Here is a 12,698-nt window from a genome sequence, read left to right on the forward strand (position 1 = left end):
TTTATTTTAACAATAAGTTCAACAGCCCAATCACGAAACCAATCAAGGCTCCCAGATTAACAACGGCGTTCAACTCGTTTTTCATTACCGAAAGCACAAGTCTCTCAATCTCCAGAACGTCCATATCATTTACCTTTTTTTCGACAACACCGGCTATATCAAACTGTTGGATATAGCCTCCAAGCTTTTTCTGCACGAATACCGAATAGATTCTGTCAACCATACCGGTAAGATGTCTTTCCTCAATCTCAATTTTTTGCATGAATGCCGCTAAGGGTTGATTCTCAAGAACCGCCAGTTCTTCTCTCACGATGGACTGGATCATATCCTGGCCGTTTTCCTGGATGTATGCGTCAACCTTTGCTCCGATCGGAGCAGCCACAGACATAATTAATTGGTCATTGACCATCAGCGCGAGCATTGTGCCATGAACCTTTTCCTTAATCGCGCGTCTGCCCTCCCGCACAATGACTGTGCCGATATCCATCTTAGAGACTCCGGACATGATCTTGCTGCAAATGATGTTTTCGGCTTGTTCTCTCAGAACCTGATAGGCATCCTGTGAAACAAACCCAGCGAAGATATTTTTTAGGGTATGATGCTCATCCATTTCATAAAGTGAGCTGCCAATTTCCTGAACGATTGCGTTTTTTATGTTTTCTGACAAGAACATATTCTCTACATCTTTACTGGTTAAAAGGTTGTTCCCGACCGCATTGCCCAATGCTTTGGCAAGCTGCCCCTTTCTCTTTGGAAAAATGCCGGGAGTAAACGGCAATGCCCAATTCCCAATTTTAATTGGGTTGATGGGCCGAAAGAGCATCTTAACCGCAATGTAGTTTGTGACATAACCGATGATAGCGCCGATAACCGGGCCTGCTGCAATTTGAATTAGATTCATTGATGATTCTCCTCTTAAATAAATTGGAATAAATAAGTACGGATTCGCAATACCAATGTATATTTTAGCGATTATTCAATTATTTGTATAGCTATAATTGTACAGCCTATAATTGTTGACAAACAAAGGGAATTTAACGTATACTTCTTATATACCCCCTTGGGGTATCAGGCTGCGTTCTATACCATTTGAGGGTATCTCACCGAATCCATATCAATATTATTTCAATCAATGAAGAAAATTGCAGCGGGGATAAATACCAGTAAAGAAATACACTCAATAACTGGGGAGGGTTTCAGCAAATGAGTCAGGATAAGCATCGTTCCAACATGGTGAAAATGGTCAATGTCACTTTTCAAAAATCCGCCTGCCAAGCGGACGAATGCGTCGTGAAAGTTCCATCCGGCAGTACCATACTTCAAGCGGCAATCACTGCCGGCGTAGATCTTCATAGTGCCTGCGGCGGCAAAGGAACCTGCGGCAAATGCCGCGTCATCCTGCCCCCGGAAGACCGTACTGAACCGCTGCCGGAAGAAAAAAAATTCTTAAGTGCTGAACAAATTGACGCTGGTGTTGTCCTGGCCTGCAAACGAACTGTCGAATCCGACAGGCAGATCATCCTGATCGAACAAAAAGATGTGTTTGACCGCAAAACACGACTTGAAGATGACAACCGTGTCTTTGAACTTGTACCGCTGGTACACAAACATGCTGTACACGTGAGTGTTCCAAGCACTTCAGATCAGCGTTCCGATTGGGAACGTTTGGCCGCAGGGCTTCCCGCATCGGCTGCTTCGCTGCGTTTTAACCGCGGGATTGCCGCCAAATTGCCCAGAATTCTGCGTGATGCTTCTTTCCAGGTTACGGCTGTTACTGCCGGAAATGACCTGCTGGCTGTCGAATCCGGAAATACGCTGGACCGAACCTTCGGCTTGGCCATTGACATTGGAACTACGACCGTGGTGGCTTATTTGATGAATCTAAACAACGGAAAAATTATTGCACGTGAGGCAATAACCAATCCTCAGCAGGGCGCGGGAGCTGATGTCATTTCCAGAATCAACTATGCCTCAGATCACCCCGACGGCTTGGTTCAACTGCAGATACAGGTTGTCGAAGGTTTAAATCAGATCATCGCCAATATGTGCAGGCAGAAAGGCATTGCCTCCGAGGAGATTTACCAAGCTGTTGTCGTCGGCAATACCACAATGAGCCATTTATTCCTCGGTATTGACCCAACCTATCTGGGTCCTGCACCTTTTATCCCGGGTTTCCGCCAGGCGGCCACCGTCAAGGCTTCCGAGCTGGGACTCCGGATTCTAAGCGATGCACCAGTCACCGTCCTGCCGATTGTCGCAGGCTATGTCGGTTCCGATACGGTCGGTGTCATGCTTTCGGGGAAGATTGACCAATTGAAAGGCATTCATCTCTTTATCGATATCGGAACGAATGGGGAAATGGTTTTAGCTGGAAAGGGAAGAATTCTGACCTGTTCTACTGCAGCCGGTCCGGCCTTTGAAGGTGCCGGAATCAAATTTGGCATGCGAGCTGCCGACGGAGCAATCGAACGTGTTAAGATTACGGACGACGTGGAACTTGGGGTCATCGGCAAAGAAAATGAATCTGTACGCGGCATCTGCGGCTCCGGTTTGATTGATGCTATTTCCGAAATGCACAAAGCCGGGATTATCAATTCGCAGGGACGCATCATCGACCAAGCAAGCGCCTCGGAACTACCACCGGTACTTCGGGACAGAATCCTGAATGACAATGGGATTCGAGAGTTTGTCCTGGCCTGGAAAGAATCGGCCACTGGGGAAAATATCACGATCACCCAAATGGATATCCGCGCACTTCAGCTGGCCAAAGGTGCCGTGCTCGCAGGGGTCCGGATCCTGATGATCCATCTCGGTGTCAAACCGGACGATCTTGAAATGATTCATTTGGCAGGTGCGTTTGGCAACTATATCGCCAAAGAAAGCGCCCTTGGCATTGGCCTCCTGCCGCAGGTCCCCGCCGAAAAAATCCAATCTATCGGCAACGCTGCAGGCAACGGTGCCCAGATGGCCCTGCTTTCGACCATTGAAATGAGCAGAGCAAATCGTCTCGCCCGGGATGCCGAACATATCGAGCTGTCCACCGAAGAGCTTTTCCAGGATGAATACATGGAATCTCTCGCTTTAGGACAGCGTTATTGATGTAAAACTATATACCTGTATATACACTTATTCACAATTGTGTGTAGGCTGTGGATAACTTTGTGGAAAAATATCCCTCTATGCAAATTGATTCAGAAAGCAAAATCTTCCCGTTTTATACGGGAAGATTTATTATATCATTCCATATCAAGAAGATTATCATCATTCAGGTCTTTTCTTTTGCCGCTAGCCAGATAGATGGTCCATTCACCCAGGTTTGTCACATGGTCGGCTACCCTTTCTAAGGAAAGCGCAACGAGCAGCAGATTGATACCCTGTGAAATATTTTTTTGGTCTTTTTGCATTAAATTCAATAGATCTTCATAGACCAACCTGTATAGTTGGTCTACCTCTTTTTCTTTCACTGCCAGGCTTTGCGCCATTTTTAAATCTTTATTCGTATACGCAATGATACTGTCTCTGAGCATCTCCCGCGCCAGTTTTGCCATCTTAGGAATATCGACCAGCGGCTTCACCAAAGGCTCATCGCTTAATTTAATCGTTACTTCCGCGATATCGACAGCGTGGTCGGCGATGCGTTCGAGGTCGGTAACAATCTTCAGCGCGGTCCCGATGGTTCTCAAATCACCGGCCATAGGCTGCTGCAGGGCTAGCATGGTTAAACATTTGTCTTCGATCTCAAGCTGAAAATTATCCACAATATCATCGTCCGCCAGAACCTTCTCTGCCAGTTTCAAGTCTCTTTCCTCAAGTGATTTCATTGCGGAGCTGATGACGTTTTCCACGAGATTACCCATCATGAGGACATCATGGCTCAGTTCTTCCAACGATGTTGCAAATGAATTTCGGGTCATAATACATTTCCTCCTTATCCGAATCTTCCAGTGACATAGTCCTCAGTCCTTTTGTCCAGAGGCTTGGTAAACAGTTCTTTCGTAACGCCGTATTCTATGACTTCCCCGTTCAGGAAAAATGCCGTGTAGTCTGAAATCCTGGCGGCCTGCTGCATGTTATGGGTAACAATAACGATGGTGTATTGTTCTTTAAGATCAAGGATCAGGTCTTCCAGCTTTGCCGTGGAAATCGGATCCAAAGCCGATGCCGGTTCATCCATCAGCAGTACTTCAGGCTGCACAGCCAGTAAACGCGCAATGACAAGCCGCTGCTGCTGCCCGCCGGATAATTGCAGCCCTGAACGGTTCAGCCGGTCCTTGACTTCATCCCAGAGAGCTGCTTCCTTAAGGCTCTTCTCAACAATTTCACTCAGTTTCTGCTTATCTTTCAGGCCATGGGCCCTCGGTCCATAGGCAACATTATCAAAGATCGACATCGGGAACGGATTCGGCTTTTGAAAAACCATTCCAATTCGTTTGCGGAGTGTTACCGGATCAATATCCGAGGTATAAATATCTTTATTGTCGAGATAAACATTTCCTTTGACGGTTGCTCCTTCGACCAGGTCATTCATACGGTTTAGCGTTTTCAGGAAGCTGGATTTGCCGCACCCTGAGGGTCCAATCAGCGCAGTAACCTGATTCGCAAGGATTGGTAAGCTTATTGCGTGTAAAGCATGAAAGCTTCCATAATACAATTCTAGGTCTTTGGTTACCATTTTATTATTTGTTTCTGTTAAGTTAGCTAACATTGATTACCACCTCTCTCTGTCAGTGACTCTGGCTGTTTCGCCCTGCAAGCTTCCCCATAAGACTATTGGCCAGAAAATTTATGATAACGATCACGATAATGAGCACGGTAGCACTTGCATAGGCATTCTTGGTTGATATTCCTTCCGACGCTAAAATATAGAGATGAACGGAAAGCGTCCGGGTTGGTTCAAGTATTGAAGTCGGCAATCCTAAGGAACTGCCTGCGGTCAGGATGACTGCCGCTGTTTCTCCGATTGCCCTCCCAATCCCCAAGATAACACCGGTTGCAATTCCGGGAAGCGCCGAAGGCAAAACAACTTTTCGTATGGTATACCATTTGGTTGCGCCAAGCGCAAGACTGCCTTCACGGTATGAGTCCGGCACTGTTTTAATGCCTTCTTCAGCAGCTCTGATAATGGTCGGCAGGACCATAAAAGCCAGTGTCAGCGCACCTGATAGAATGGACCATCCCATCTTCAGGGTAATGACGAACAGGACAAATCCAAATAAACCGAAAATAATTGAAGGTACAGCAGCCAGTGCTTCTGTGGCAAAACGGATGATTTGTACCAGCCGGCCCTTTTTTACGTACTCCGTCAGGTAGATGGCTGCCCCAACTCCTATAGGTGTTGCCAGAACAATGCCTGCTACTGTCAGGTAGATGGTGCCGATAATGATGGAAAAAATCCCGCCTTCCTTGCCCATTCGCTTTGGTTCCTGGGTGATAAAATCCCAGCTTAGCCCGCTGATTCCGTTGATCAGAATATGCGCGATAATACTGAACAAAACCAGAAGCGTACAAATCGCAAACAACCAGAGTAATAATTTTGCTATTTTTTCTTCCATACGGGCTGATGCTTTCATTATTGCCACCTGCCTTTTGCACCAAACTGTACGATTAGGTTTAAGATCATGATAAAGATAAATAGGATGATACCGGTGGCAAATAGCGCTTGTTGATGTTCCCCTGAGGCATATCCCATTTCCATCACGATATTTCCAGTGAGCGTACGGATCGGGTCAAATAAAGTTCCGGGTATACGCGTCACATTGCCTGTGACCATGATGACAGCCATGGTCTCCCCGATTGCTCTTGACATGCCTAGGACGACCCCTGTGATGATGCCTGAACGGGCTACAGGCAGTGATATCCATTTGATAGTCTGCCAGTAATTGGCCCCCAGCGCATAGGATCCGTCTTTATATTCGTTGGGGACCGCGCGCAGCGCAGTCTCGGAGAGATTCAGGATGGTCGGCAGGATCATGATGGCCAGAATCAGGGATCCTGCCAAAATGCTAAAACCTGTTCCGCCAAAATGGTTCCGGATTAAAGGAACGATGACTGCCAGGCCATAAAAACCGTAGACAACCGATGGAATCCCAGCCAGCAGTTCGATTGCAGGTCTTATCAGTTTAGCAGCTTTAGGCGGGGCAATCTCAGCCATAAAGATGGCTCCTGCGACCCCGAAAGGAATTCCCAGGACAAGCGCTCCCAAGGTTACAAGTATGGACCCGACCACCATTGGCAGGATCCCATAAATACCATGGGTTGGATCCCATGTTGTTCCGAGGACAAAATTGAAAAATCCTGTTTTCTGCAAAACAGGCCAACCCGAAATGATGACAAATACAGCGATCAGCGCAATGATAAAAATGGCAGCAACAGCACTGAGAAGGAGTATTTTTTCAACGATGATTTCACTTTTTTTAAGGTGAATGCTTTTCTGCATGGATTGGTCTCCTCCGACGATTTTCCTAGTTATACAATAGCAATTATTTGTTGAGAAGACTTTGCGGAATTGTAACGATTTTGTAAATGTATGCTATCGAAATATCCCCATTAAATAACAAGAGATGCCTTAATAATCAAGACATCTCTATTATTTTCGATATATTTGATTTTATTAAAACTTAATAGTCATAGCTTGTTCCTCAGCATAAAATAGAATCGTGAGCCCCGCCCCAGCGTACTCTCCACTTGTATCCTCGTGCCATGGGTCTCCAGAATATGTTTGACAATCGCCAATCCGAGCCCCGTCCCCCCTTGTTTACGATTCCTGCCTTTATCAACCCGGTAAAACCTTTCAAAAACCCGGGGTAAATCATGCTCCGGAATTCCAGGCCCGGAATCAATCACCTCAAACAGTATTCCGTCAGACTTTCGGGAAGCGACAATTTTGACCTTTTCCCCTATTGCGGAATATTTTATAGCGTTGTCCGTCAAATTTGTCAACACCTGCTCGATCATGCTGTAATCTCCCCAGGCATATGGCAACTTCTCTGGACAAACGACAGTAAGTTCGATCTGCCTGGTTTCAAGCTGAGGCCTTAACTTTACCTCCAGTGAGTGCAGTAAAGCACTCACATCAATTTTCTGCCATTCCACCGAATCTTTCCCGGATTCAATTCTGGATAATTCCAGCAGGTCATCAACGAGCATCCGCAGCCGTTCTGATTCTGTCAAGATGATTCTGACAAATTCTCTGGCCGTCTCAGGGTCATCAAGCGCACCATCGAGCAGCGTTTCCGCATATCCTTTGAGTGAAGTGACAGGCGTTCTTAATTCATGGGATACATTGGCAACAAAATCCCTGCGCATTGTTTCCAGTTTCCGGAGATCCGTAATATCATGAAGCACCATGACGGCCCCGATGTTGGTATTCCCCTTTCCGAGAATCGGCGTAATATTAACTTCAATATTTTTCTCGTGCGGGGATAATATTAATAAATCATCCTTGGCGGCCTTGTGTGTTTTTAGTGCCGTATCAATCAGTGTACTTAATTGGTAATTGTTGATAATCTCAATCTGATGCCGATTGACATTTTTCGGTTCGATCTCTAAAATCCTCAGTGCCGCCGGATTAATCAAATCGATCTTACCATCTTCTCTGAGAAAAATGACGCCACTGACCATATTCGCTAAGACCGTTTCAAGCTTGCTTTTCCCGGTTGAGACTTCGTCAATCATTTCTTTCAACTGCTGGGCCATTTGATTTAAAGCCTGCCCAAGTTTCCCGATCTCATCCTGACTGGTCGTGTAGGTGCGCAGGCTGAAATCACCCCCAGCAATATTTTGAGCTGCGGCTGTCATTTCCTGAATCGGCTTTGTCAGACGCTGCGATAGCTTAAACCCTAAGATGCCGGCGATTACTGTAGCCATTAAGAGAGCTATGAACAGCATGCTCCACAGTTTGGATAGGGCCGTCGTAATTTCGGGCATCGGAAGCGCCAGGCGAACAAAGCCCTTAATTTCCCCGTCTTTCTCAACAGGCAGCGCCAGATACATCATTTGCGTATTAAGCGTTGTACTTTCTCTCTCCGCTATCCCGACACCTTCGCTGATCGCCTGGTGGATTTCGGGACGCCCGAGATGGTTCTCCATAAGCGTCGGCAGCTGCTCAGAATCACCCAGAACAACGCCATTTGCATCGATCACCGTAACCCTGGTGCTAGTAACGTTTGCAAGATCACCGGTAATTTTTTCAATATCCGAGACCATATTCAGCGAACCAAATTCATCAATAACCATTTCTCTGACCAATTTCGCCTCAACCAAAAGTTTGGCCTGCAGATTTTCAATAAAATAGTTATCGAGCACCTTGATAAGATAAACGCCTGATACAAGCATTGAAAGCAGTGCTAGTGCAATAAAGCCAACTGTGAATTTCATTTTCAGACTTTTCAACATCAGCCTCGCTCCTTAAACCTGTATCCGACCCCGCGAACCGTCTGGATATAAGACGGATTTTTAGGGTCGGGCTCAATTTTTTCTCGAAGCCTGCTGATATGAACATCAACAATCCTGGTATCACCCGCGAAATCATAGTTCCATACTCTGTCTAACAGCTGATCTCGACTTACCACTTTTCCTCGATGGCGGATTAAATACTCCAGCAGTTCAAACTCCTTTGGCGTAAGCGGTACAATCTGATCATTCACGCTAATTTCACGTCCGGAAAAATCAACAGCCAGCCTGTCGATCAAAAAAGTCTCGTGGTCAGGTGCTGCATGAGTCGTTTGGGCCCGCCGCAATAAAGCGCGTACCCGGGCAATAAGCTCTCTCGGACTGAATGGTTTTGTCAGATAGTCATCCCCGCCAAGTTCCAGACCAAGAATTTTATCCAGCTCATCATCTCTCGCCGACAACATAATAACAGGGAGAGAACTGTCTTCTTTCCTGACTGCTTGGCAAATTTCATAGCCATCCATTCCAGGAAGCATAATATCAAGGATAAGCAAATCGGGTTTTTCAGAGCGAATTTTCCGCAGTGCGTCAAGTCCATCTCCTGAAACCTGAACTTCATATCCTTCTTTTTGAAGATTATAACTGATCAAGCGGGCAATCGCTTCTTCATCTTCCACAACCATAATTCTTTTGCTCATATCGTCCTCCCTTAGGAAAACCTTTTTTACTCAAAAATTAATGTCACTCCAATAAGTACAAGCTGTGTTTATTTCATATTATATAACAGAGTAATAGGTATTTCATCTTTCTGGCAAAACCAATTAAACAGGGTGGTAAGCCAACCCTGTTTAATCAAAATGAACTATCTTCATATTTTTTTGCCAAATTAGTTATTTGACCAATACAAGACCTTCTTTTTGAATGATGCTTTGTCCTTCATCCGACATGACAAAGTCAATATAGGTTTTAACTGCACCCGCAGGCGCCGCTTTGGTCAGATAGAGGAACGGACGCTGGATTTTGTACGAGTCATTCAGGACATTCTCCGCATTGGCCTCAATACCTTCTACGGTTACTGCTTTCACCGTGTCATCAATGCTTGCCATCGAAATATAGGCAATCGCATTCACATCACCGGCTACAGAAGTTCTCGCAGCACCAGTGGAGTTCTGGACAATCGCTTTGTCACTGATCGGATTATCTTTGCCCATGACCAGTTCTTCAAATGCTCCGCGTGTTCCGGAACCCGCTTCTCTGGTAATCACATTGATTGTCTGGTTAGCTCCGCCAACTTCTTTCCAGTTGGTGATTTTGCCGCTATAAATCTTTTTAATCTGCTCGATGCTCAGATCTTTGACTGCGTTTTTAGAATTGACTACGATAGCAACGCCATCCTTACAGATAATGGTTTCCGTCAGACCGGTCTCTTCGGGTTTCAGCTCACGGGAAGAAGATCCGATATCCGCGGTGCCTTCCTGGGCAGCTTTGATTCCTGCTCCGGAACCGCCTCCCTGGACGTTAACTTTAATGTTCGGGTTTTTCGCCATGAATGCTTCTGTGAGTGCTTCAGAAATCGGCTGAACCGAGGTGGACCCTGCGATGGTAATTTCTGCGGACTCAGTCTGTGCCTGCTGTTGGTCGGATTGGGAAGTGCTGTCTTTGCTTCCGCAGCCGGTGAAAGCTAAAGCCAGAATACCTACCAATATAAGCGTAAACAGTTTTTTCATTTTTCAATTCTTCCTCTCATTATTAAAGTTTTCAGTATAAACTGATCTCCTCCAATGTTTTTGCTATATATACAATAACAATTTATTATTGCGTAGACTTTGCGTAATTGTAACGATTCTGTAAATATTACATAAAAAAGATGCCTCCGATTTATTCTGAGGCATCTTTATTATGTCCTATATTTATGTCTTATTACTTCTCTCATTCTTTCCCGCTTTTTAGGGATTACCTTTACTGCCTGTCTGCCAGAACAATCCGAGGTTTTTCTCAAGAGACTTGCTGTCTTTGATGTTTCTGCGCCGCATCCAGTGTTTTGGAAACAGCTTTATATATTTGTTGTTGCTGTACCGCTCGTCAATAAGCAAAACGGCACCGATATCGTTTTCGCTGCGAATCACCCTGCCGGCAGCCTGCATCACCTTGTTCATTCCGGGATACATATACGCATATTCATAGCCGAGACCGTTTTTGCTGTTAAAGTAATCCCGAATGATATTCTGCTGAACACTTAGCTGGGGCAGTCCCACGCTTACAATCGCCGTACCAATCAGCCTGCTTCCCTTCAGATCAATGCCTTCGGAGAATATTCCGCCGAGCACGCAGAAAGCTACATAGGTTTTCTCAGGATTCTCTTTGAAACTTAGCAGGAAACGTTCCCGTTCTTCTTCAGCCATTGAAGCTTCCTGGGCCACAGCGGTGATATCGGGACAGGCCGAAGCAAACTCGGCAAAAACATCGTTCATATATTTATACGATGGAAAATAAACAATGTAATTCCCCGTTTTCTGGGCGACAAAGGAACCAATCATCCGGGTAATCTGGTGAGCGCTTTGTTCTCTTTCTTTATACTTGGTCGAAACAGAGTCAGCCGTCAGCACGCAAAGCTTCCGATGATCAAATGGGGAATCGAGAGAGAGAATATGGTCTGCTTCACCTCCGCCAAGTACCTCCCGGAAATATTCCAGCGGAGACAGCGTCGCTGAAAACATCACCGCCGAACTGCCTCTTTTAAGAGCCTCTCCCAGCAAAAACGATGGATCAAGGCAGAAAAGCTTCACGGTTACCTCATCCCGCTTGGTTTCCACAAAAGTAACGTATCTTTCATCGTAAAATTCAGCGATTGCTGTAAAACCCAGCACATCAAAATAGAGCTGAAGAAAAGCACTATCCTCGCTTAAGCTTCTGTTTTCCTTAAGCATCAATTCACAAGTTCCGGTGTATTGCTGAAGAAGGCTCAGAAAATCCGCGGGCATTTCCGTCGTAATCAGATAGCCCTGCTCCCCGCATTGATGACGCAGGTCAATCATCTTTTTATTGATGCGGTTCAGGATTTTATCCAACGCTTTATTTCTACCCTTATACGCTTTTTTCACCTGGTAAAAAGCAGTTTTGTCAAGCTTTGCTGAGAACATTTCCCGCGCTCTGTCCACAAGGTTGTGGGCTTCATCGATCAGAAACACATAATCGCCGCTGTTGTCTGCAAAAAAGCGTCTGAGATGTGCTCTCGGATCAAAAACATAGTTGTAGTCACAAATGACGCAGTCCGCCAAAAGCGAAAGATCCAGGGAAAGTTCAAACGGACAAACTGTATGCTTCTGGGCGTATTTCTCGATTACACTTCTGGACAAATCATCAGACTCTTTGATCGCATCTAAAATGGCTGCATTAATTCGGTCGTAATGCCCTTTGGCATATTTACAATACTCGGGATGGCAGACCGACTTTTCACAAAAGCAGATTTTTTCTTTAGCAGTCAGCGTCAAGGTCTTCATTTTCAGACCGCCTTGGCGCATTCTTTCGAATGCCTCTTCCGCAACCTGACGCGTTATCGTTTTGGCCGTCAAATAGAATAGTTTAGAGGTTTTCGCCTCTCCCATCGCTTTGATGGCTGGAAACAGCACCGAGATGGTTTTTCCGGTTCCTGTCGGGGCCTGCACAAACAGCTTCTTTCGTCCGGCTATGGCCCGGTAGGCCTGTACAGCCAGCTCCCGCTGCCCCTGCCGGTAGACCGGGAAAGGAAACTGAAGCGCCTTGATCGAGGGGTCCCGAATCTCTGCCCATTCGGCAGAAAAGCTTGCCCATACCGAATACTTTTGAATAAGACTGCCGATAAATTCCGTCAGTTCACTGATTGCAAAAAAATTAAGCCATTGTTTGGTTTCATTGGTCTCCAGATTGAAATACGTCAGTTGAACGACGGCTTCTGTCAGAGCGTTCTGGACAGCGTAAATATACGCATAGCACTTAGCCTGCGCCCAATGAGCGCCGCTGAAATCCTTGTCAATAGAATCCAATGGCAGTACCGTGGTTTTTATTTCTTCAATAACGGTCCGGCCTTCACAGCTGAAAATGCCGTCAGCACGTCCCTCCAACGTATAATCAATGCCATTGTAACAATATGCTTCAGAAAGCGGAACTTCGCTTCGATAGTCCTCATAGGTTTCACGGTTCCTCTTCTGCAGGATCCGGTGCGCTTTAGCCCCTTCCGCCATCCTGTCCTTGGAAGCATACCTGCTGTCAATGTCCCCGCAGCGCATTATTAATTCAACCAGCTGTCTGATCGGAAGCTTAATCATGGT

General features: G+C 45.9%; 10 protein-coding genes. 1 reads left to right on the forward strand and 9 read right to left on the reverse strand.

Annotation, left to right across the window (positions count from 1 at the left end; translation table 11 throughout):
* Nucleotide 1 precedes the first annotated feature (1 nt).
* The gene (locus tag AB3489_RS13760; protein WP_019224621.1) at nucleotides 2-901 is read right to left on the reverse strand and encodes a DUF445 domain-containing protein; all 900 of its coding nucleotides are present in this window, start codon (nucleotides 899-901) and stop codon (nucleotides 2-4) included.
* Nucleotides 902-1,203: 302 nt separating this feature from the next.
* Between AB3489_RS13760 and AB3489_RS13765 the strand changes: the two genes are divergently transcribed.
* Nucleotides 1,204-3,099: an ASKHA domain-containing protein gene (locus tag AB3489_RS13765; RefSeq protein WP_368293329.1), complete on the forward strand. Its 1,896-nt coding sequence runs from the start codon at nucleotides 1,204-1,206 to the stop codon at nucleotides 3,097-3,099.
* A 137-nt stretch (nucleotides 3,100-3,236) separates the two neighbouring features.
* Here the strand turns inward: AB3489_RS13765 and phoU are convergent, their stop codons facing one another.
* The 8 genes from phoU to AB3489_RS13805 all read right to left on the reverse strand — a co-directional run bounded on the left by phoU (nucleotide 3,237) and on the right by AB3489_RS13805 (nucleotide 12,695).
* The gene (phoU, locus tag AB3489_RS13770; protein WP_368293330.1) at nucleotides 3,237-3,914 is read right to left on the reverse strand and encodes a phosphate signaling complex protein PhoU; all 678 of its coding nucleotides are present in this window, start codon (nucleotides 3,912-3,914) and stop codon (nucleotides 3,237-3,239) included.
* A 14-nt stretch (nucleotides 3,915-3,928) separates the two neighbouring features.
* Nucleotides 3,929-4,705, reverse strand: a complete 777-nt coding sequence (gene pstB, locus AB3489_RS13775) for a phosphate ABC transporter ATP-binding protein PstB (protein WP_019224618.1) — start codon at nucleotides 4,703-4,705, stop codon at nucleotides 3,929-3,931.
* A 19-nt stretch (nucleotides 4,706-4,724) separates the two neighbouring features.
* The gene (gene pstA / locus AB3489_RS13780) at nucleotides 4,725-5,570 is read right to left on the reverse strand and encodes a phosphate ABC transporter permease PstA (protein ID WP_368293331.1); all 846 of its coding nucleotides are present in this window, start codon (nucleotides 5,568-5,570) and stop codon (nucleotides 4,725-4,727) included.
* On the reverse strand, nucleotides 5,570-6,436 hold the full coding sequence (gene pstC / locus AB3489_RS13785) for a phosphate ABC transporter permease subunit PstC (protein WP_368293332.1): 867 nt from the start codon (nucleotides 6,434-6,436) through the stop codon (nucleotides 5,570-5,572). The genes pstA and pstC overlap by 1 nt, the downstream gene beginning before the upstream one ends.
* A gap of 188 nt (nucleotides 6,437-6,624) precedes the next feature.
* A complete protein-coding gene (pnpS, locus tag AB3489_RS13790; RefSeq protein ID WP_368293333.1) occupies nucleotides 6,625-8,394 on the reverse strand; it encodes a two-component system histidine kinase PnpS in 1,770 nt (589 codons plus the stop codon).
* Nucleotides 8,394-9,089: a winged helix-turn-helix domain-containing protein gene (locus tag AB3489_RS13795; protein WP_368293334.1), complete on the reverse strand. Its 696-nt coding sequence runs from the start codon at nucleotides 9,087-9,089 to the stop codon at nucleotides 8,394-8,396. The genes pnpS and AB3489_RS13795 overlap by 1 nt, the downstream gene beginning before the upstream one ends.
* 192 nt (nucleotides 9,090-9,281) lie before the next feature.
* Nucleotides 9,282-10,118, reverse strand: coding sequence for a phosphate ABC transporter substrate-binding protein PstS family protein (locus AB3489_RS13800; RefSeq protein ID WP_368293336.1), 837 nt, complete (start codon nucleotides 10,116-10,118; stop codon nucleotides 9,282-9,284).
* Nucleotides 10,119-10,337: 219 nt separating this feature from the next.
* On the reverse strand, nucleotides 10,338-12,695 hold the full coding sequence (locus AB3489_RS13805) for an ATP-dependent DNA helicase (RefSeq protein ID WP_368293337.1): 2,358 nt from the start codon (nucleotides 12,693-12,695) through the stop codon (nucleotides 10,338-10,340).
* Nucleotides 12,696-12,698 lie beyond the last annotated feature (3 nt).

Source organism: Dehalobacter sp. TBBPA1 (genome assembly GCF_040931655.1).
In the GTDB taxonomy this organism is placed as follows: Bacteria; Bacillota; Desulfitobacteriia; order Desulfitobacteriales; family Syntrophobotulaceae; genus Dehalobacter; species Dehalobacter restrictus.

Excerpts from the sequence above, each read along its gene's own strand:
- AB3489_RS13760 (WP_019224621.1), bottom strand. The coding sequence starts at position 901 with ATGAATCTAATTCAAATTGCAGCAGGCCCGGTTATCGGCGCTATCATC.
- AB3489_RS13765 (WP_368293329.1), top strand. The coding sequence starts at position 1,204 with ATGAGTCAGGATAAGCATCGTTCCAACATGGTGAAAATGGTCAATGTC.
- phoU (WP_368293330.1), bottom strand. The coding sequence starts at position 3,914 with ATGACCCGAAATTCATTTGCAACATCGTTGGAAGAACTGAGCCATGAT.
- pstB (WP_019224618.1), bottom strand. The coding sequence starts at position 4,705 with ATGTTAGCTAACTTAACAGAAACAAATAATAAAATGGTAACCAAAGAC.
- pstA (WP_368293331.1), bottom strand. The coding sequence starts at position 5,570 with ATGAAAGCATCAGCCCGTATGGAAGAAAAAATAGCAAAATTATTACTC.
- pstC (WP_368293332.1), bottom strand. The coding sequence starts at position 6,436 with ATGCAGAAAAGCATTCACCTTAAAAAAAGTGAAATCATCGTTGAAAAA.
- pnpS (WP_368293333.1), bottom strand. The coding sequence starts at position 8,394 with ATGTTGAAAAGTCTGAAAATGAAATTCACAGTTGGCTTTATTGCACTA.
- AB3489_RS13795 (WP_368293334.1), bottom strand. The coding sequence starts at position 9,089 with ATGAGCAAAAGAATTATGGTTGTGGAAGATGAAGAAGCGATTGCCCGC.
- AB3489_RS13800 (WP_368293336.1), bottom strand. The coding sequence starts at position 10,118 with ATGAAAAAACTGTTTACGCTTATATTGGTAGGTATTCTGGCTTTAGCT.
- AB3489_RS13805 (WP_368293337.1), bottom strand. The coding sequence starts at position 12,695 with ATGATTAAGCTTCCGATCAGACAGCTGGTTGAATTAATAATGCGCTGC.